This window comes from Bacillus sp. HSf4 (genome assembly GCF_029537375.1).
Classification (GTDB): domain Bacteria; phylum Bacillota; class Bacilli; order Bacillales; family Bacillaceae; genus Bacillus; species Bacillus sonorensis_A.
Map to the genome: position 1 here is coordinate 167501 of NZ_CP120679.1, position 18296 is coordinate 185796.

An 18296-nucleotide genomic window follows, 5' to 3' on the forward strand; every position below is an offset into this window, starting at 1 on the left:
CCGGTATGAGTAGCGAAAGAGGGGTGAGAATCCCCTCCACCGAATGCCTAAGGTTTCCTGAGGAAGGCTCGTCCGCTCAGGGTTAGTCGGGACCTAAGCCGAGGCCGAAAGGCGTAGGCGATGGATAACAGGTTGATATTCCTGTACCACCTCCTCACCATTTGAGCAATGGGGGGACGCAGGAGGATAGGGTAAGCGCGGTATTGGATATCCGCGTCCAAGCAGTTAGGCTGGGAAATAGGCAAATCCGTTTCCCATCAAGGCTGAGCTGTGATGGCGAGTGAAATATAGTAGCGAAGTTCCTGATTCCACACTGCCAAGAAAAGCCTCTAGCGAGGTGAGAGGTGCCCGTACCGCAAACCGACACAGGTAGGCGAGGAGAGAATCCTAAGGTGATCGAGAGAACTCTCGTTAAGGAACTCGGCAAAATGACCCCGTAACTTCGGGAGAAGGGGTGCTCTGTTAGGGTGCAAGCCCGAGAGAGCCGCAGTGAATAGGCCCAGGCGACTGTTTAGCAAAAACACAGGTCTCTGCGAAGCCGTAAGGCGAAGTATAGGGGCTGACGCCTGCCCGGTGCTGGAAGGTTAAGAGGAGCGCTTAGCGTATGCGAAGGTGCGAATTGAAGCCCCAGTAAACGGCGGCCGTAACTATAACGGTCCTAAGGTAGCGAAATTCCTTGTCGGGTAAGTTCCGACCCGCACGAAAGGCGCAACGATCTGGGCACTGTCTCAACGAGAGACTCGGTGAAATTATAGTACCTGTGAAGATGCAGGTTACCCGCGACAGGACGGAAAGACCCCGTGGAGCTTTACTGCAGCCTGATATTGAATGTTGGTACAGCTTGTACAGGATAGGTAGGAGCCTTGGAAACCGGAGCGCCAGCTTCGGTGGAGGCATCGGTGGGATACTACCCTGGCTGTATTGACCTTCTAACCCGCTGCCCTTATCGGGCAGGGAGACAGTGTCAGGTGGGCAGTTTGACTGGGGCGGTCGCCTCCTAAAAGGTAACGGAGGCGCCCAAAGGTTCCCTCAGAATGGTTGGAAATCATTCGCAGAGTGTAAAGGCACAAGGGAGCTTGACTGCGAGACCTACAAGTCGAGCAGGGACGAAAGTCGGGCTTAGTGATCCGGTGGTTCCGCATGGAAGGGCCATCGCTCAACGGATAAAAGCTACCCCGGGGATAACAGGCTTATCTCCCCCAAGAGTCCACATCGACGGGGAGGTTTGGCACCTCGATGTCGGCTCATCGCATCCTGGGGCTGTAGTCGGTCCCAAGGGTTGGGCTGTTCGCCCATTAAAGCGGTACGCGAGCTGGGTTCAGAACGTCGTGAGACAGTTCGGTCCCTATCCGTCGCGGGCGCAGGAAATTTGAGAGGAGCTGTCCTTAGTACGAGAGGACCGGGATGGACGCACCGCTGGTGTACCAGTTGTTCTGCCAAGGGCATCGCTGGGTAGCTATGTGCGGACGGGATAAGTGCTGAAAGCATCTAAGCATGAAGCCCCCCTCAAGATGAGATTTCCCATTCCGTTAAGGAAGTAAGATCCCTGAAAGATGATCAGGTTGATAGGTCTGAGGTGGAAGTGTGGCGACACATGGAGCTGACAGATACTAATCGATCGAGGGCTTAACCAAATGAATGTCTTACGACACCGTTATCTAGTTTTGAGAGAACACCTCTCAAATAAGGTTTGGTGGCGATAGCGAAGAGGTCACACCCGTTCCCATGCCGAACACGGAAGTTAAGCTCTTCAGCGCCGATGGTAGTTGGGGGCTTCCCCCTGTGAGAGTAGGACGCCGCCAAGCCATTTATATATTTTACCTTGCATGAAATGAAGCTTAATTTATTCCGCAGTAGCTCAGTGGTAGAGCAATCGGCTGTTAACCGATCGGTCGTAGGTTCGAATCCTACCTGCGGAGCCAATGCTTCCATAGCTCAGCAGGTAGAGCACTTCCATGGTAAGGAAGAGGTCAGCGGTTCGAGCCCGCTTGGAAGCTTAATAAAAACTGACGATCTGGTTTCTCAAGAATGAGAAAGCTTTTTTTGTTTTGATGATGAATTATACAGCGGTCGCTTTAACGTAAGGTTTAAACAAACGTTTAAATAAGTGATCACAATAGGGAAGAATCCTCAAATCACGGTCTCTTGTTAAAAGCTAGAGGCCGTGTTTTTGTTTTGCCAGCAATAATTAGGTTATCGGGAAGTTTTCCTTATGTGTTATTTGTAGTGGGAATATATTCTGAACCCTCGTTAGAGAAAAGACAAAAGCAGGCACACGATGCCTGCTTTTGTTATCCGGAGCCAAATAATACGATTGCCGCTATTTCTAAAACCAAGAGATAGATCATGTACCTGCCGTATTTGAATATTTCCTGATCGAAATGCTTTTGGCCTCTAAAAGTCCAAACAAATAAGCCTAAAACTGTGATGACAAGCAGTAATTTGCTAATCGTTAAAGCTGACATTCTAAACAACCCTCATGTCTTTTTAGTCTTATTACTTCTTCGACGAAAGCGAATAAATCCCTTTCAATTTAAGATCCGTTTAAAATAGAGAAGATGCGATTGTTGACGGTCCCAAATGATTTAATATTATTTTGGATATTGGAAAAGAGTATCACGTATCTGTCCCCTGTCAGGCTGAAGCTGTTTAAAATATTATACCCGGGCATCACGCCGTGGCTTGAATAGCTTCCCGGAGAAATATAAAAGCCCATCCCGTATGTGGCTTTGTTTGGCGTAAACATTTTTGTGAAACTTTCATCGCTAATAATTTTTCTGTCGTAAAGCGCCTTATCAAACAAGTACATGTCATAAGCGGTCATGTATATATCCCCTGCTCCGTAAAGCTGTGATAAATCAGGCATATCAGGCGTATACAGCTTTTTAAGTGCATTGAGCTTATAACCTGTTGACTGGTAAGACTGATCGGAAAAGGTTTTATAAAACCCTGCATGCTTCATGCCGGCAGGTTTAAAAATATGTTCTTCGACATATTGATCTAAAGGTTCGCCGCTTACCTTTGAAACAATGTAAGCCAGAACAGAATAGTTGGAGTCTTTGTAATTCCATTGTCCGGGCCCTGATTTAACCCCGCGATCCTCAATGTCTTGTATAAGGTCGTCTGGTGAAATATAGCCAGTGCCTTCTTTATGCCCGCGAATGCCTGATGTGTGTGTCAGAAAATGATAGAGGGTGATGTTTGTGCCATTTGGAAAATCCGGAAGGTATAACGAAACCGGGTCGTTTACTGACAGCAGTCCTTTTTCTTCAAGCTGAAGAATGGCAGTTGCAATAATCGCTTTTTGAGAAGAACCGATATAAAAGACGGTATCCGGCGTATTCGGCACCTGTTGTTTCCGGTTTGCATACGAATAGCCCTTGCTTGTAACAACTTCTCCTTTGTCTACAATCAGTGCTGTACCGCTGAATTCAATGCTTTTTAAATAGTCGTCCAATTGTGCATTATCGTTTTTTGTTATGATATGACTTTGTTTTTCTTCTTTTTTCTTATGAGACGTGTTCTTTTTCTTCTCTGGTTTTGTTTGTTTTTCAGTTGCCTGCACATGATGTTCCTGTTGATCATTTGGGGCTTTTGGAAAAGCGATATAAATTAATCCGCAAATAAGGAGAGAGGCGAAAATGAGCAGTCTCCGATTTCTGTTATGCCTTTTTCTTTTTTTTATTCGTGTTCGGTACGTTCTTGACATGGCGGTACTCCTTCTAAAAGATGTGACGTATTTACTGACGCATGATCTCCTTAAAAAGTTTCTTATTTACTGCTAAAATTTTCATGTGTGCCAAAATTTACTCTTGAAACAGAACGAGTGTTCGTATAAAATAATATATGAAAGGAGTGAGAAGATGCAAAACATGCTGCAGCGGGCCATGGAAGACTGTTTTCCGGTCGATATCATTTATATGAAGAAAAGCGAATTCACAAAAAGGACGATTCTCGTTAAACAAATCAAAAATGGTTATGTGAAGGCATTCTGTTTCCAAAAGCGCCAGATCAGAATGTTTAAAAGCGAGGCCATTTTGGCTGTGCTTCCGCATAAAAAAAGAACAAATCCGGCTAATTATGCATAGATACGTGTTCTCCTCTGTACACAGTCTTCCGCTTATTCAATCCCTTCCTGTTTTAATATTCCATCTTTTGTTATAATTAATGTAAATATGTTTTAAAGAGAGCGGGCGTTTTACACCTATGCTTCAGACCATCAATCAAACACTTGGAAAAATAATGCCTTTACTGACGCCTGTCAGCGTTGTCAGCGGGGTGCTGCTGTCAGCCTATTTAAATGGGTTTGCGGATTTTGTACCGTGGATTTTTGCTTTTATGACGTTTGCCGGAAGTTTGGCAGCCAACTTTCAGTCTCTAAAGGCAGCGGTGATTCATCCCCTGCCAATGCTGCTGGCTCTGTTTGTTTTGCATATATTTATGCCGCTGTTGGCATTGGCTACGGGTCACCTTGTGTTTCATGGGGATTCATTAACGATTACGGGGCTCGTTCTTGGCGTTGTGATACCAACCGGTATAACAAGCATGATTTGGGCGGCCATGCATAAAGGGAATGTCGGCTTGACCCTGTCGATTATTTTAATTGATACAATCCTCTCTCCTTTTATTGTGCCGTTCAGCCTTTCAGTGCTTGCAGGTGCTCATGTGGAAATGGATGTGGCGGGGATGATGAAGGGCTTGTTCGGAATGGTTGTCATCCCTTCCTTGTTGGGCATGCTCGTCAATCAGTTTTCAGATCCGGAAAAAACAGCGCGATTAAGCGCCAATTGTGCTCCGTTTTCTAAAATCGGCTTGGCCCTCGTCGTTGCTATTAACAGCTCAGTTGTCGCTCCTTACCTGAAATCTGTTGACCTTCGGTTTTTAACAATAGCGGTGACGGTATTTTTAGTGGCCTTCACAGGCTATGTAACAGCGTGGCTATTAGGCAGGCTGTTGAAACGGCCGCAGGAGGAAATCACTGCTTTAATTTTTACTGGCGGCATGCGTAATATCAGCGCAGGCGCCGTCTTGGCCACCAGTTTTTTTCCGGCGAAAGTGGCCGTGCCGGTCGTGATCGGCATGCTGTTTCAACAAATATTGGCGGCGTTGTTTGGCCAAATGCTGGCAAGAAGCGAGTTGAAGAAATCGTGTCATGTCGATAAAAAAACGAGTCTGCCTTCATAGAAGGTCAGACTCAATGTTTCCGCCTGCAAGTTTAAATTGAAGTTCGTTAAGGAGAGAAAAATGATTAAAACGAATAAAGTAAGTGTGATGATCATGACTTTAATCTCTGCAGTCCTATTTTGTTCTTTGTTAGTCTCTGCTTCACTTTCCCCGCTTGCGGATTCAGGACCTAACGTTAATCAGTTTGGTTCATTAGGTATGTGGGCGGCAATGGCAACCGTTTTGCTATTTTATATGCTGCCTCTTATTGTATATATGATTGGAATTAATGCAATGAAGTTTGTGATGGCCGTTCTTTGCGGAATCGGACTATTGGCCGTTATTGCGATGATTCCAATTATTTTGATATTTGGAGCCTTTAGTGGAACGACGCCTTCATTATTAGGAATCATCGGTATCTGCATTGTGTTAGCCTTCGTGAATGTTATTTGGTTATTCGTCGCTTTTCGCCGGCCGTCAGTGAATACTTCTTTCTGATTTTGCCTCTTTACAGGCTTAAGACGAATAAAAAGACCCCGCGCTATCTTCAAGTTCTCCAAGTTCCTTTTGCGATCAGGTGAACGTTTCCGCCGACATGGATCTCTATGCTGTTTTCCGTTGTTTGCGCTTCAATATAAAGCAGGGAAGGTCGGTTTATTTCAAACCCTTGTTCAGCCCTTATGCTGAGATGATTTTTACTTAAGTAACTGTTATGCAGTAAATATCCTGCGAGATCCCCGATTGCGCTTCCTGTTGCAGGATCTTCCGGAACGCTGAAACAGTCGCAAAATACCCGGGCATTGATGTCGTTTTGTTCATGATATGTTTCCGTAGAAAAAACGAGCAGACTGGCTTCTGTTTCTTTTATAAAAGCTTCATACCGTTCTCTGTTGACTTTGCATTTTTTAACTGCATTCAGCGAATTTAATGGAACAATAACCGCGGGAAGACCTGTGGAAACCTCCTGTATCGGGAAATTCGCGTCTATATCGCATATATCGATTCCCAGTACGCCTGCCATCATTTCTTTGTCAAAGGTTTTGTTAAACACAGGAGGGTTTTGTTTCATCCAAATGACCTGATCTTCACTTTTGTCAAACGTCACTGGAATGGCGCCAACTTCTACATTCAAAATGATCTTTGAAGAAAGTCCAGTTTCGATTTCATTTTGAATGATAAATGCTGTGCCCAATGTCGGATGGCCCGCAAACGGAATTTCTTTTTCCGGGGTGAAAATTCGGACGTCATACCCGCCGTTTCTCTGTTTTCCAAAAATAAATGTTGTTTCGGAAAAATTGATTTCCCTCGCGATTTTTTGCATCTCGTCACTCGATAGGTCCTTTTCGACTTTAAAAACAGCGAGCTGGTTTCCTGTGTATTTTGCCTCTGCAAACACATCTACAAGATAAAATTCCATGTTGAAATCTCTCCCCCTTAAAATGCCACTTCCTGCCTCAAGCAGTTTTACATATCTTACACGAGATGGGGGCTATTGAACAGTCTAAGCCTAAAAAATAAAGAAGAGCGCCTGCCGCTCTTCCTAATAAAGCAAATACTTGTTTCTGACATTCATAAACCGTTTCTGCTCCGCTTCATATTTTGCAACGGTGTCGTCTAATGAAGCACCTTGTTCAATCATTGTTTTGACCCATCCGTTGCCAATGAGGCGGTTGAAATGGCTGTTGGGGAGGAATTCAAAGTCGTTTGGATAAAGATCATGAATCGTTTTTATGATCGCGATGCCGGTTTTGACAGGCTGAAAGGCGGTGCGGTTTTTCACGTAAAGCTCAACACCGTGACACAGTTTGTTTTGATGCTTTGAAAACGTCGGTGTAAAGGATGCTGCTCTGAATACAACGCCGGGCAGCTTCAGGCTGTTTAGTTTGTCTGCCAGCTCTGTACTTTTCATGTAAGGTGCGCCTATGAGCTCAAAAGGCTTGGTTGTTCCTCTTCCTTCGGAAACGTTGGTGCCTTCGATTAAGCCTGTGCCGGGATAAACGATGCTTGTGTCAGCCGTCGGCATATTTGGAGAAGGAAGGACGAAAGGAAGCCCTGTATCCTCAAAAAACATCTTCCGTTTCCAGCCCTTCATTTTGATGACGGTTAAATCAGCTCCGATGTCAAACTCCCGGTTGAAAAGCTTTGCCAGTTCTCCAGCTGTCATGCCGTGTATTAAAGGGATCGGATATCTTCCGATAAATGATGAATAATCAGGGTCGAGAACCGGGCCTTCCACTTTTGTGCCGCTTTGCGGATTTGGCCGGTCCAGTACGATAAACGGAATGTCGTTTTCTTTGGCTGCTTCCATTGCGTATGCCATGGTGTAGATATAGGTGTAAAAGCGTGTTCCGACGTCTTGAATATCAAAAAGAAGAACATCAACATTTTTCAGCATTTCCGGTGTGGGTTTTTTCGTATCACCGTAAAGACTGTAGACGGGCAGACCGGTTTTTTCGTCAATATATGATTCAACTTCGTCGCCGGCTTGCGCGTCTCCCCTGACGCCGTGTTCCGGGCCGAAAAGCGCTGTCAGCTCAATATCTCGGTCTTGGTAAAGCAAATCGATGCTGCTCGTCAACTCAGCATTTACACCGGTAGGATTTGTGATGAGCCCCACTTTCTTTCCTTTTAAAAAACGTTTCTTTTCTATGAGCACTTCGATGCCTGGTGAAACTTTCGCTTTCTTTTCTTTTTCCGGATAGGCAGCCGCCGCCGTCAGTGTGCTTAAGACAACCAATCCAGTGATCAGCCAAAACGCTTGTTTTTTCATTCAATCCCCTCCTTATCGAAGCGGTTTACCGTTTTTGAGATTTAATCCAAATCCATATTCGTACAAAATCTCCCCTGGCTTTGTAACGGAAGGGATGTCGACCGGCAATGTTCCTTTAGGTTTTGCTTTTCCGAAGATGACTTCAACACCCGCCGGGATGTTCGGCTGCCTGAACCGCCCGTTTGAATAGCCTTTAAATCCATACACCGCAATCACCGCCTGGGCTTCTTCAAAATTTGCCGTGTCATAGGGATTGCGAAGGCTCATGATGACAAATTTTTTCTGTTTGGATTGGGCGTATTTCATGGCTGCGCGCGGAAAGACAGTCGCCCATTTACTTGAGTCTTCAATGGTATCGTCGATGATTCCGTCGTTGACAACAGGGTCGTTTTTGACGACGTATGAGCCTGTAATGACATAATCAGCCTGGTCGATTTGTTTTTGGACATCTTCATTAAAGGTTTTCTCTGCAAAGGAATATTCGTTTAATACAACCTTTTTCTTGATGCTTTTGATTGTTTTCGAGATCGCTTTTGTTTGGTCTTCATAAGGAGCGAGAATGAGAATGGTGTCCCCTTTTTTTGGCTTAAACGGAAGGATGCGGCTGTTGTTTTTTAATACGGTGACGCCTTCTCTAGCCATTTTCATTTCCGCTTTCGCGTGTTTTGGATTGCCGACCGTTTTTAAAGCGTGTTTGATTTTTTTCTGAAGCGATTCGGATGACGCGCTGTCAAGGATGCCCCTTTTCAATTTGAGGGAAAGGATTCTTTCCACCGAGTGATTGATTTGTTCAACCGGAATCTCTCCTTGTCTGACAGCTTTGAGAAGGGCATCAAATACAGCGGCAAGGTTTTTTTCCGTCTCCAGGGATGTGACCTGTGCCGGCATCAGTGCGATGTCGACCCCTGCTTTGACGGCCATGACGACGGCTTCCTCCTGACCGAAATTGTCGGAGATGGCTTTCATGTTCAAGGCATCAGTCACGACAACGCCGTCAAAACCGAGATCTTTACGTAAAAGATCTGTCATGACTTTTTTGGAGAGTGTTGCCGGAACCATGATGTCTTTTCCGTCTTTTTTGCTTTTATAGGTTGTATCGTCAAATGCGGGGAACTGGACGTGCGCCGTCATGATCATGTCCATTCCGGCATTGATCGCTTGTTGAAATGGGACGAGTTCGACGCTTCTGAGCCGTTTTTCATCGTGTGGAACAAGCGGCAGGCCGTAATGGCTGTCAACCGCTGTATCGCCGTGGCCGGGAAAATGTTTCGCGGTGGCTGCGATTTGCTCGCCTTGAAGACCTTTCATTGTCTGGATGCCGAGCCGGGCGGCCAGTTCCGGTTTGGAGCTGTAGGAGCGGACGCCGATCACCGGGTTGTCGGGATTGTTGTTCACATCCAAGACAGGGCTGAAGTTGACGTTAATGCCCAATGCTTTTAATTCTTTTCCGATGATTTGTCCTGACCGGTAAGCGTTTTTCCTGCTTTTTGAAGCGCCGATCGCCATATTTCCGGGCAAGTTCGTGCCTGATTCCAGCCTTGTGACAATTCCCCCTTCCTGGTCAATTGCAATCAAAAGCGGAATATCCGGGCTCGCTTTTTGCAGACCGTCGGTTAATCGGACTGTCTGCTCAGTGCCTGTCACATTCTCTGCGAACAGAATCACGCCGCCGAGGTGATACCTTTGAATGATTCCGGCTACTTCCTCATTCATTCTCGTAAACCCTGTTGCGCTGGAATCGTCTTTTTTCTTCCAGTTCCTGAAATCAGGCATCAGCATCTGCCCGATTTTCTCTTCCAGTGTCATTGCGCTCACCATTTGTTGAATGCTCTGTTGCGATTGTTTTGCTTCCGCACCGGAAGTGCCAGGCTGCAATGCAAGGGATGACAGCAATACAATGACCAGTGTGCATCGAAAAAATGTTTTCATTCGGAGAATCGCCTCCTATTGATTGTTCAGCGCTTCATAAACAGCAGTGATCACACTGCCGTACTTTCCCGTTGAAAATAAATCACCCTCGAACTGATTCGGGTTTTTCGCAGGATCGATGACAGGTGAATGTTTTTTGTTGGTCAATAAGACAATCCCCAATTGATATGCTGGATCAATGATGGTGACAGTCCCCGTCCAGCCGGTATGTCCATATGCCCTGCTTGAGGCATGCTTTCCAAACATCCATTCCATATCGGTATTGCCGTTGAGACGCCACCCTAGACCATATGTTGCATCTGTTTTTGACGGTTTCGTAAACTGCGCAATAATCCTTTTGCTGAATAGCCGCTCCTCGCCGTATCCTCCTCCGTTCAGCATGACTTGGAGAAGCACCGCCATGTCATCTACTGTTGAAAATAGACCGGCATGCCCAGAAATGCCCTCCATCGAGTAAAACGCTTTTTCGTCGTGAACCTCCCCTTGTAATGTATATGTTCGAATATTGGGAAACCATACCGTTCCGTCTCTCGTATTTCCCATTAACTCTGTGGCGGCGAATTGGGCAGGCTTAAATCCCTTTTTTAGAGGATTGAACATGGTATGCCGCAAACCGAGAGGACGGTAAAGTCGATTTTCCGTATAATGATCTAAAGGCTGGCCTGTGATTTTCTCGATGACGAGTCCGAGCAGCATATAATCGACGTCGCTGTAAAGCTGCTTTGTGCCTGGTTCATATGCCAAGGGGGTTTTTGAAAGAAAGGACAGCGTTTTCTCCCGCGTTTGGGAATAAAGCCTGCCAGCCGTTTTTGGATCGTAGTAGTTCCAGCTTGCCGGGAATCCTGCCGTATGATGAAGCAGGTCTATCACCCGAATTCGATTCTTTCCTTTGATGATGTCTTCGGGCGGGTCTTTAAATTCGGGGATATAGCGCGAGATTTTCGCATTTAGATCAAGCTTTCCGCTGCTAGCCAAATGCTGTAAAGCGAAGTTGACGGCATACATTTTTGTGTTGGAAGCCAGGTCGAACATCGTATTTGTTTTCATCTTTCTCGGATGTTTGAGCGGATTGAGTCCGTTGTATTTTTGCTTGTAACCGTATGCTTCTTTTTTTACGATCTTTCCGTCTTTGATGATGATAAGCGCAGCGCCGGGGAAACCTTTGCTGATATCCTGCTCGATTAAATCGTCGACCTGTTTTAGTTTTTCTGAAGAAAAGCCGGCTTCTTCAGGCTGCTTTGCTTTCTTTAAGGTGGGGTATGTCTGCTGCTGCCTGTCCTTAGCTATTGTCGTCTCAGCGGAAACTGAGGAAGGCAGAATCAATGAAAGAGATAAGAAGGCTGCGATGCTTCCGGTGATCCATTTTCTCATGCCGACACTCCTTTTTTGTTTAAACAAACGTTTAATCAAATTCAACGGCCATTTCGTCGTTGAAGCCAAAAGCATATGTGAAAAGAAATCCGGCGGCATACGAAATCAATAAACCGACCACGTACAGCAAGATTTGATGTGTATGAACAAGGAACGAAAGAGGGAGTCCTGAGACGCCGATTGATACGGTCGCGATTTTGAAATAGGCTTGAAATGCTCCGCCGATTCCCGCCCCAAGGCAAGCGGTCAAAAACGGCCGTCCAAGCGGAAGGGTCACACCGAATATCAGCGGTTCTCCGATGCCGAGCAAACCTGACGGGAGACCGCCGCCAATCGCTCTTTTTAACCTGGCTTTTTTCGTTTTAAAGTAGATGGCAAAAGCGGCCCCTACCTGACCCGCGCCTCCCATGGCCAAAATCGGCAGCAGGGGATCGTCTCCGATGGAATTGATCAATTCCATATGAACGGGTGTCAGTCCCTGATGCAGCCCGGTGACAACGAGCGGGAGAAATGTGGCGCCCAATATGAATCCCGCTGCAATGCCGCCAATATTTAATATGGCTAAAAGTCCTGAAGTAATTGCGTCTGATATAAAGCCGCCGACAGGCATGAAGATGACGTAGGTGACGATTCCTGTGAGAAGAAGGGAGACTGTAGGTGTCACAATGATATCAAGTGAATGAGGGGTGCGGCGCCTGACTCGTTTTTCGATAAAAGCGATAAAAGCGGCAGCGAACAAAACGCCGATCAAACCGCCCCTTCCAGGGAGCAGGGCTTCACCGAACAGTTTAATGTCGCCTGCGGCAGGGTTCATGATCAATATCCCTGCGAGACCGCCGAGCGCCGGGGAACCGCCGAATTCTTTCGCTGTATTTACCCCGACGAGGATGCCCAAATAAGCAAACAAACCTGAGCCGATGACTGTTAAAATGATTGCGGGCTGAGACGTTTCGGCAAGCCAGCCGGCTTGGACAACGGCTTTTGTAATTCCGGTAATTAAGCCGGAGGCAACAAGCGCGGGGATCAGCGGAATAAAAATGCTTGCGATTCGCCGCAGAAACAGTTTAAAGGGTGTTGCGTTTTTCTTTGAGCGGGCCGCTTTATGTTTGGCCGCCGCCTCTTTTAAATCATCTTGTTCAGATGAAACCAGCAGCTTGCCAAATTCATCTGAAACACGCTGAACAACGCCAGTGCCAAGAATGATTTGCAGCGTTTCTTCTTCGACAACACCGATGACGCCTTCAAGCGCTTTGATCGATTCGATATTTGCCTTTTGACGGCTGACGGGTGTGATCCGCAGACGAGTCATACAATGGGTGAAGCCGGCGACGTTTTCTGCACCGCCGATTTGTTCTAAAATCTGCTTTGCCAGGATGGCGTATGTTTTGTTTCCGCTCATCACAGGTTCCCCCTTTAGTCATCCATTTTGCCTAGCAAGCTGATGGCCGCTTTTGTTTGATCAATATATTGAATGATTTCTTCGTATCGCTCAGCGGCCATTCCTAAAAACAACACATCGATCATATAAAGCTGAGTTAAACGAGAGGAGGTTGCGGCGCTTCGAAACGGCGCTTCATTTGAACATGATGTATACAGTATGATATCGCTTAATGAAGAAACGGCAGACTGGCCGAAGCGGGTTAATCCAATCGATTTGATGCCGTATCTTTTGGCAAGCTGTAATACATTAGCGACTTCCTGCGTTTCACCGGAGTGGGAGATGGCAAATACGATATCATGTTCATCCGCATTGGCGATTAATGTTGCGACAAGGTGCATGTCTGTAAAGGCGGTTGCTCTTTTATTAATTCTTAAAAATTTTTGCTGGGCGTCTTGTGCGACGATGCCGGAGGCGCCGATTCCGCAAAAGTGAATCGTATTTGCACCGATCAGTAATTGAATGGCTTTTTGCAGCTGTTCGTGATCTATGTTTTCACATGTATCGCGAATCGCCTGAATCGAATTGTTGGCCGTTTTTTGCACGATTGAGTAAAGCTGTTCTTGCGGTTCAATATCCCGGTATCCCTGATCAGTCGGTTTCATCAGGTCTCCGGCGACGCGCATTTTTAAGTCCTGGAATCCTTTCAGTCCGAGTGATTTGCACAGCCGGATCGCAGCCGCGCCGCTTGTCTTTGCCGAAGCGCTGACTTCGTGGATGGTGCTGTTTACGATGTCATGCGGATTTTCTAAAATGTACTCAGCTAGCTTCCGTTCGGACTGCGGCAGCTTGTGAAGCATGGTTCGAATGATTTCCAATCCTCCTGTAGCCATCATTTCTTCCTTTCCTTTAAGAGTGTTCTCCATGAATGGTTAATGCTTTTTCAATGCTGCCATCTGATTCTTTCAGCAGTTTTTGCGCCGTGGTTAGATCGGCATTTGTTTTGAGCATGACGATTGCGGTTTTGACTTGATTTTCGGCAGCAGCCAATGCTGTTTCCGCTGTTTTTTGATCGGCCCCTGTGACAGTTTGGATGATTCGGATTGCGCGCTGTTTCAGTTTGGCATTGCTGACACTGACATCGACCATCAGATTCTCGTAGACTTTTCCCATTTGGATCATGGCTGTCGTCGAGATCATATTTAAGATCATTTTATGAGCAGTTGCCGCTTTCATTCTGGTTGATCCGGCAACGACTTCCGGTCCGACGACCACTTCGATCGCATGGTCGGCTGATTGGCTGATGGCAGAGCCTTTGTTGCAAGTGAGGGATACAGTTTTTGCGCCGATTTGTCCGGCATATTTCAGTCCGCCGTGAACATATGGGGTACGGCCGCTGGCGGCAATTCCGATGACCGTGTCGTTCTTAGAAAGGCGGATCGATTTCAGATCACGCACTCCAAACGTCTCACGGTCTTCGGCGCCTTCGACAGCTTCGAACATTGCTTTTTCCCCTCCGGCGATCACTCCTTTTACAGTATCTGGAGGGATGCTGAATGTCGGCGGACATTCGGCAGCATCGAGGACACCGAGCCGTCCGCTTGTTCCAGCGCCAATGTAAATGAGCCGTCCTCCTTTTTTCAGCGAATCGACCACATAGTCGACGGCTGTTTTGATGTCGGGCAGCACGGCTTCGACCGCTTCAGCCACTGTTTTGTCCTCTTCATTCATGATTTTGAGTATATCGATTGTCTCAGCTCGATGAATATGCTTCGTCTTTTCATTTCGGCGCTCGGTCGTTAAGGAGCTTAAATTGCTGTTTTCCATCAACAAATCCTCCTGACACAAATGCGAATGATTTCTTAATTTTCAGTATATTAACTCTGGAATTTTATTTCAACATGAAAAGAAAAATAATGAAATTTAGTTTTATAATGGTTCTGAATCAGTTGAAGAGCGAATAAAATAGAGCGCAGTTGCAGACTGCGCTCTGACGGGCATTTACAGCTCATCAAGCTGATGTTCGGAAACCACCCTGAAACCTTCTCTTTTCAGAAGGGCTGCTGTGATTCCGTTTCCGGCTACTTTTTGGCTGGAAAAGCTTCCATCGTATATGTGGCTGCTTCCGCAGGACGGACTGTTTTCTTTTAATACAACGGTGTCAGCCTGGATGTCCCTGGCGATTTCCAGCGTTTTGTAAGCGCCTTTTATATAAAGGTCTGTTACGTCCTCGCCTGACCTTGTGATGATGGCCGCATTTCCATTTAAAACATCTTCACCCGTCCCGCCGGATATTTCGGCGGGTTCCCTTGGAGTGGCAAAACCGCCGAGGACTTCTGGACAAACAACCGCTGCTTTCTTTTCTTGAACGAGTTTGTTGATCTTTTCGACATAGCTGTGCGTCCCGTTATAACGGCATTCAACACCTGCCAAACACGAGCTGACCAATATCATTCAGACGTTCCCCTCTCCTCTAAATCAGATATTCATATTTTATATCATCTCCCGTCTTTTTCAGCTGAAAAGTTGGAAAATAAAAATTTTAAATTACCCCTTTACAAATGGGGATGATCCTGTATATAATAACTTTTGTCAGCTTTACGAGAGCTGTCTGGACAAACGATTTTGGCCCGTTGGTCAAGTGGTTAAGACACCGCCCTTTCACGGCGGTAACACGGGTTCGAATCCCGTACGGGTCACCATTCTTTTTTGGACAGAAGAGGAAGGCATGCTAAAGGCGCAACGTCCTGTTACAACGCATGCACTTGTACGTCCTGTACTTCGGAGGATTAGCTCAGCTGGGAGAGCATCTGCCTTACAAGCAGAGGGTCGGCGGTTCGATCCCGTCATCCTCCACCATTTTTCGGAGCGGTTTTCACATCCGCACGAGTTAAAACATAAGATAAAATATGCCGGTCTAGCTCAATTGGTAGAGCAACTGACTTGTAATCAGTAGGTTGGGGGTTCAAGTCCTCTGGCCGGCACTGTTTTTTGGAGGGGTAGCGAAGTGGCTAAACGCGGCGGACTGTAAATCCGCTCCCTCAGGGTTCGGCGGTTCGAATCCGTCCCCCTCCACCATTTTTGGGCTATAGCCAAGCGGTAAGGCAACGGACTTTGACTCCGTCATGCGCTGGTTCGAATCCAGCTAGCCCAGTTTTTGGACATCCTGTGTCGGATGTCCTTTTTATTTTGCCTTTTTGTATAACTATTCAAAAACATGTCGTGTTGAGTCAATTTTGTATTGGACGGTACAATGAAGGTCTGAAAGGGGGATACACACATGTTAAAACAACGGATTTCAATGGTTGGTGTGCCGATGGATCTCGGACAGCTGAGGCGGGGAGTCGATATGGGACCGAGCGCGATCCGCTGTGCGGGGGTAAATGAACGTTTGGAATGCCTTTTCCGCGAGATTGAAGATTTGGGAGATTTGACAATCGGGCAGAGAGAGGATGAGAAGGAAGGCGGAGAAGAAGCCGCGGAGGAATTACGAAATTTGAAAGCGATTACAAAAGCGAGTTTGAAACTTGCTAACACCGTTGACGAGATCGTTGCAAAAGATTCATTTCCTCTCGTGCTTGGCGGAGACCACAGCATTGCGATCGGCACGCTTGCCGGGCTTGCGAAACATTATCGAAATCTGGGTGTCATTTGGTATGATGCGCATGCAGACTTAAATACAAGGGAAACGTCTCCTTCAGGCAATATTCACGGAATGCCGCTGGCCATCAGCCTGGGGATCGGCCATAAGGAGCTGACCGGTCTCTGTGGAAAAGGTGCCAAAATCAAAGCGGAAAACATCGTCATCATTGGAGCGAGATCTCTTGATGATGGGGAAAAGAAATTGATCCGTGAAAAAGAAATCAAAGTGTATACGATGCATGAAATTGATCGCCTCGGTATGACGAAGGTGATGGAGGAAACGATTGATTATCTGCGTGACCGGACGGACGGCGTTCATTTGTCGCTTGATTTAGATGGTCTTGATCCGCATGATGCACCTGGCGTCGGGACTCCTGTAGCAGGAGGGATCAGCTATCGTGAAAGTCATTTGGCGATGGAAATGCTTGAGGAATCCAATTTGATTACATCGGCTGAGTTTGTTGAAGTCAATCCGATCCTTGATGAGAAAAACAAAACCGCGGAAGCGGCAGTTGCTTTAATGGGATCATTGTTTGGCGAAAAGTTACTATAAACATTACATTGGCAGCGGCTTACGGAGGCCGCTGTTATAATCGGCATATGTCTCGGATTCAATCTATTTACTACGTATAATAATTTTAAGCTAATATTAAGCGCTCGATCCAGCGGAAACCGTCTACACCCTGTCATTTATTTGATAAAATATTTTTATGCATTTCATGAAACCTTTTAAAAATCAATTCGTATACATAAAGACCGGTGAAGGCAGAGGTTAGATAAATATGGAAACAATGATAAAAAAGAGAATCAAACAGGTGAAAAAAGGCGACCGTAACGCATTTGCAGACATCGTGGATATCTATAAAGACAAAATTTATCAGCTTTGCTACCGTATGCTCGGCAATGCGCATGAAGCGGAAGATATTGCGCAGGAAGCATTTATTAGAGCATACGTGAATATCGACAGTTTTGATATCAACCGGAAGTTTTCCACGTGGCTTTATCGAATCGCAACCAATTTAACCATCGACCGCATTCGCAAAAAAAAGCCGGACTATTATTTGGATGCAGAGGTGGCAGGGACAGAAGGACTGACGATGTATTCCCAAGTTGCGGCGGATGCTGCGCTTCCAGAGGATGAAGTGATTTCTTTGGAGCTGCACAGCACCATTCAGGAAAAAATCTTAAGGCTTCCCGATAAATACAGGACGGTCATCGTATTAAAGTACATTGATGAGCTCTCACTCATTGAGATCAGTGAAATTTTAAATATTCCCGTGGGAACTGTAAAAACGAGAATACACAGGGGCAGAGAGGCTCTCAGAAAACAATTAAGGGATCTTTAAGTGGGGTGATGAAATGAGCTGTCCGGAGCACATTGTTCAGCTTATGCATAAATATCTTGACGGAGACATTCTACCCGAAGATGAAACGCGACTAAAAGAGCATCTGCAATCATGTGAAAGGTGCAAAAAACACCTTCGTGAAATGGAGAAGTCTATCGCTCTAGTGCAAAGCACGTCGCATCTTACAGCTCCGGCAAACTTTACAGCTAATGTGCTGGCAAATCTGCCGAAGGAAAAGCGGACGGTGTCCATTAACAGATGGCTGAAAGCCCACCCGTTTATTGTGGCGGCAGCTTTATTTGTGATTTTAATGGGCGGCAGCTTTTTTTCGAGCTGGCAAAATGACCACGACTTCAGTGTGTCCAGCCAGCCTAATCTCGTCGTGAAAAACAACACGGTCATCGTACCTGAGGGCGAAGTTGTCAAAGGCGATGTAACCGTGAAAAACGGCAAGCTGATTATAAAAGGTAAAATAGATGGCGACGTAACCATTGTAAACGGAGAAAAATATACGGCTTCAGCCGGACAAGTCACCGGTCAGATCCACGAAGTCAATAAGGTGTTTGACTGGATCTGGTACAAAATCAAGTCAACAGGAAAAGCGGTTTTCGGCGGGGGTCACTCGAAAGATCAAGAGCAAAGCGGACATTAGGGGCTTTGCTCTTTTTTTAGGGAAGGCAGTCATTTCACTTGGAAA

Annotated in this window: 15 protein-coding genes, 7 tRNA genes and 2 rRNA genes (1 of these 24 cut by a window edge); 15 read left to right on the forward strand and 9 right to left on the reverse strand. The window is 46.2% G+C overall.

Annotated elements, in window-relative coordinates; all coding sequences use genetic code 11:
• The 4 genes from P3X63_RS00965 to P3X63_RS00980 form a co-directional block, all read left to right on the forward strand.
• Window positions 1–1634: ribosomal RNA gene (locus tag P3X63_RS00965) — 23S ribosomal RNA — on the forward strand; it begins 1298 nt to the left of the window's first position.
• Window positions 1635–1689: 55 nt separating this feature from the next.
• Window positions 1690–1805: ribosomal RNA gene (gene rrf / locus P3X63_RS00970) — 5S ribosomal RNA — on the forward strand.
• A gap of 42 nt (window positions 1806–1847) precedes the next feature.
• A tRNA-Asn gene (locus tag P3X63_RS00975) sits at window positions 1848–1922 on the forward strand.
• Between the two features lie 2 nt (window positions 1923–1924).
• Window positions 1925–1997 (forward strand) — tRNA-Thr (locus P3X63_RS00980).
• 536 nt (window positions 1998–2533) lie between these two features.
• Here the strand turns inward: P3X63_RS00980 and P3X63_RS00985 are convergent.
• Complete coding sequence (locus tag P3X63_RS00985; RefSeq protein WP_277692277.1) at window positions 2534–3709, reverse strand: serine hydrolase domain-containing protein; 1176 nt, start codon at window positions 3707–3709, stop codon at window positions 2534–2536.
• Between the two features lie 154 nt (window positions 3710–3863).
• Between P3X63_RS00985 and P3X63_RS00990 the strand changes: the two genes are divergently transcribed.
• The 3 genes from P3X63_RS00990 (at window position 3864) to P3X63_RS01000 (ending at window position 5661) form a co-directional block, all read left to right on the forward strand.
• The gene (locus P3X63_RS00990; RefSeq protein ID WP_277692279.1) at window positions 3864–4088 is read left to right on the forward strand and encodes a WYL domain-containing protein; all 225 of its coding nucleotides are present in this window, start codon (window positions 3864–3866) and stop codon (window positions 4086–4088) included.
• 118 nt (window positions 4089–4206) lie between these two features.
• Window positions 4207–5184, forward strand: a complete 978-nt coding sequence (locus P3X63_RS00995) for a bile acid:sodium symporter family protein (RefSeq protein WP_077735850.1) — start codon at window positions 4207–4209, stop codon at window positions 5182–5184.
• 60 nt (window positions 5185–5244) lie between these two features.
• Window positions 5245–5661: a DUF5391 family protein gene (locus tag P3X63_RS01000; protein ID WP_372708730.1), complete on the forward strand. Its 417-nt coding sequence runs from the start codon at window positions 5245–5247 to the stop codon at window positions 5659–5661.
• 49 nt (window positions 5662–5710) lie between these two features.
• Here P3X63_RS01000 and P3X63_RS01005 read toward each other — a convergent pair whose 3' ends face one another.
• From P3X63_RS01005 to P3X63_RS01040, 8 genes are all read right to left on the reverse strand, one after another.
• Entirely contained in the window at window positions 5711–6580 is an 870-nt protein-coding gene (locus P3X63_RS01005) for a PhzF family phenazine biosynthesis protein (RefSeq protein WP_026585605.1), read from the reverse strand.
• A gap of 123 nt (window positions 6581–6703) precedes the next feature.
• Window positions 6704–7933, reverse strand: a complete 1230-nt coding sequence (locus tag P3X63_RS01010; RefSeq protein ID WP_277692283.1) for an exo-beta-N-acetylmuramidase NamZ family protein — start codon at window positions 7931–7933, stop codon at window positions 6704–6706.
• A gap of 12 nt (window positions 7934–7945) precedes the next feature.
• The gene (locus P3X63_RS01015; protein WP_077735847.1) at window positions 7946–9862 is read right to left on the reverse strand and encodes a glycoside hydrolase family 3 protein; all 1917 of its coding nucleotides are present in this window, start codon (window positions 9860–9862) and stop codon (window positions 7946–7948) included.
• Window positions 9863–9877: 15 nt separating this feature from the next.
• The gene (gene pbp4b / locus P3X63_RS01020) at window positions 9878–11233 is read right to left on the reverse strand and encodes a penicillin binding protein PBP4B (RefSeq protein ID WP_277692286.1); all 1356 of its coding nucleotides are present in this window, start codon (window positions 11231–11233) and stop codon (window positions 9878–9880) included.
• A 31-nt stretch (window positions 11234–11264) separates the two neighbouring features.
• The gene (locus P3X63_RS01025; RefSeq protein WP_277692287.1) at window positions 11265–12632 is read right to left on the reverse strand and encodes a PTS transporter subunit EIIC; all 1368 of its coding nucleotides are present in this window, start codon (window positions 12630–12632) and stop codon (window positions 11265–11267) included.
• A gap of 14 nt (window positions 12633–12646) precedes the next feature.
• Window positions 12647–13504, reverse strand: coding sequence for a MurR/RpiR family transcriptional regulator (locus P3X63_RS01030; protein WP_026585610.1), 858 nt, complete (start codon window positions 13502–13504; stop codon window positions 12647–12649).
• Window positions 13505–13520: 16 nt separating this feature from the next.
• Window positions 13521–14438, reverse strand: coding sequence for an N-acetylmuramic acid 6-phosphate etherase (murQ, locus tag P3X63_RS01035; RefSeq protein WP_077735845.1), 918 nt, complete (start codon window positions 14436–14438; stop codon window positions 13521–13523).
• 174 nt (window positions 14439–14612) lie between these two features.
• Entirely contained in the window at window positions 14613–15065 is a 453-nt protein-coding gene (locus P3X63_RS01040) for a 2-thiouracil desulfurase family protein (protein WP_026585612.1), read from the reverse strand.
• 173 nt (window positions 15066–15238) lie between these two features.
• Between P3X63_RS01040 and P3X63_RS01045 the strand changes: the two genes are divergently transcribed.
• The 8 genes from P3X63_RS01045 to rsiW all read left to right on the forward strand — a co-directional run bounded on the left by P3X63_RS01045 (window position 15239) and on the right by rsiW (window position 18251).
• Window positions 15239–15313: transfer RNA gene (locus tag P3X63_RS01045), tRNA-Glu, on the forward strand.
• Window positions 15314–15394: 81 nt separating this feature from the next.
• Window positions 15395–15470, forward strand: a tRNA-Val gene (locus tag P3X63_RS01050).
• A gap of 52 nt (window positions 15471–15522) precedes the next feature.
• Window positions 15523–15595 (forward strand) — tRNA-Thr (locus P3X63_RS01055).
• 9 nt (window positions 15596–15604) lie between these two features.
• Window positions 15605–15689 (forward strand) — tRNA-Tyr (locus P3X63_RS01060).
• Window positions 15690–15693: 4 nt separating this feature from the next.
• Window positions 15694–15765 (forward strand) — tRNA-Gln (locus tag P3X63_RS01065).
• Window positions 15766–15891: 126 nt separating this feature from the next.
• On the forward strand, window positions 15892–16806 hold the full coding sequence (gene rocF / locus P3X63_RS01070; RefSeq protein ID WP_077735844.1) for an arginase: 915 nt from the start codon (window positions 15892–15894) through the stop codon (window positions 16804–16806).
• A gap of 229 nt (window positions 16807–17035) precedes the next feature.
• Entirely contained in the window at window positions 17036–17599 is a 564-nt protein-coding gene (sigW, locus tag P3X63_RS01075) for an RNA polymerase sigma factor SigW (protein ID WP_026585614.1), read from the forward strand.
• A 13-nt stretch (window positions 17600–17612) separates the two neighbouring features.
• Window positions 17613–18251 carry an anti-sigma-W factor RsiW gene (gene rsiW, locus P3X63_RS01080; RefSeq protein WP_026585615.1) on the forward strand — a complete coding sequence of 213 codons (639 nt, stop codon included), beginning with the start codon at window positions 17613–17615 and terminating at the stop codon, window positions 18249–18251.
• Window positions 18252–18296 lie beyond the last annotated feature (45 nt).

What these genes read in the sequence shown, in the direction of transcription:
- P3X63_RS00985 (WP_277692277.1), bottom strand. Translation starts at nt 3,709, where the DNA reads ATGTCAAGAACGTACCGAACACGAATAAAAAAAAGAAAAAGGCATAAC.
- P3X63_RS01025 (WP_277692287.1), bottom strand. Translation starts at nt 12,632, where the DNA reads ATGAGCGGAAACAAAACATACGCCATCCTGGCAAAGCAGATTTTAGAA.
- P3X63_RS01010 (WP_277692283.1), bottom strand. Translation starts at nt 7,933, where the DNA reads ATGAAAAAACAAGCGTTTTGGCTGATCACTGGATTGGTTGTCTTAAGC.
- sigW (WP_026585614.1), top strand. Translation starts at nt 17,036, where the DNA reads ATGGAAACAATGATAAAAAAGAGAATCAAACAGGTGAAAAAAGGCGAC.
- P3X63_RS01005 (WP_026585605.1), bottom strand. Translation starts at nt 6,580, where the DNA reads ATGGAATTTTATCTTGTAGATGTGTTTGCAGAGGCAAAATACACAGGA.
- P3X63_RS01000 (WP_372708730.1), top strand. Translation starts at nt 5,245, where the DNA reads ATGATTAAAACGAATAAAGTAAGTGTGATGATCATGACTTTAATCTCT.
- murQ (WP_077735845.1), bottom strand. Translation starts at nt 14,438, where the DNA reads ATGGAAAACAGCAATTTAAGCTCCTTAACGACCGAGCGCCGAAATGAA.
- P3X63_RS00990 (WP_277692279.1), top strand. Translation starts at nt 3,864, where the DNA reads ATGCAAAACATGCTGCAGCGGGCCATGGAAGACTGTTTTCCGGTCGAT.
- rsiW (WP_026585615.1), top strand. Translation starts at nt 17,613, where the DNA reads ATGAGCTGTCCGGAGCACATTGTTCAGCTTATGCATAAATATCTTGAC.
- P3X63_RS01030 (WP_026585610.1), bottom strand. Translation starts at nt 13,504, where the DNA reads ATGGCTACAGGAGGATTGGAAATCATTCGAACCATGCTTCACAAGCTG.
- P3X63_RS00995 (WP_077735850.1), top strand. Translation starts at nt 4,207, where the DNA reads ATGCTTCAGACCATCAATCAAACACTTGGAAAAATAATGCCTTTACTG.
- P3X63_RS01015 (WP_077735847.1), bottom strand. Translation starts at nt 9,862, where the DNA reads ATGAAAACATTTTTTCGATGCACACTGGTCATTGTATTGCTGTCATCC.
- P3X63_RS01040 (WP_026585612.1), bottom strand. Translation starts at nt 15,065, where the DNA reads ATGATATTGGTCAGCTCGTGTTTGGCAGGTGTTGAATGCCGTTATAAC.
- pbp4b (WP_277692286.1), bottom strand. Translation starts at nt 11,233, where the DNA reads ATGAGAAAATGGATCACCGGAAGCATCGCAGCCTTCTTATCTCTTTCA.
- rocF (WP_077735844.1), top strand. Translation starts at nt 15,892, where the DNA reads ATGTTAAAACAACGGATTTCAATGGTTGGTGTGCCGATGGATCTCGGA.